Annotated in this window: 1 protein-coding gene; it reads left to right on the forward strand. The window is 46.4% G+C overall.

Features of this window, described 5'->3' with window-relative positions; genetic code table 11:
* The coding region (locus tag ACWHAR_RS26865) for an alanine--tRNA ligase-related protein (protein WP_452088400.1) at positions 1–726 on the forward strand (726 nt) is incomplete at both ends.

Genomic DNA, 726 nt, shown 5'->3' on the forward strand with positions numbered 1-726 from the left:
GAAAGAATTATCCGTCTGGAAGGGAACTTCTGGGATATCGGTGAAGGGCCGAGCGGACCGAATACGGAAATCTTTTACGACCGCGGTGAAGCATACGGTAATGATCCGGAAGATCCGGAGCTTTACCCAGGCGGGGAAAACGACCGTTACCTGGAAGTATGGAACCTAGTGTTCTCAGAGTTCAACCATAACCCTGACGGCACGTACACACCGCTTCCAAAGAAAAACATTGATACAGGCATGGGGCTTGAAAGAATGGTATCTGTCATCCAGAATGTTCCGACAAACTTTGACACCGATTTGTTTGTTCCGATCATTAAAGCAACAGAATCGATTTCTGGTGAAACATATGGCAAAGACAATGTGAAAGACACTGCGTTTAAAGTGATTGCTGACCATATCAGAACGGTTGCCTTTGCTGTCAGTGACGGTGCGCTGCCGTCAAATGAAGGCCGCGGCTATGTATTAAGACGCTTATTACGCCGTGCCGTGCGTTATGCCAAAACGATCAACATCCATCGTCCGTTCATGTTTGATTTAGTGCCGGTTGTCGCAGAAATCATGGCTGATTTCTATCCTGAAGTGAAAGAGAAAGCGGATTTCATCGCAAAAGTCATTAAAACCGAGGAAGAACGCTTCCATGAGACCCTTAATGAAGGGCTTGCGATCCTGTCAGAAATGATCAAAAAAGAAAAAGACAAGGGCAGCAGCGTTATCTCAGGTGCT

The sequence above is a fragment of the Bacillus sp. LR--39 genome, assembly GCF_053613335.1.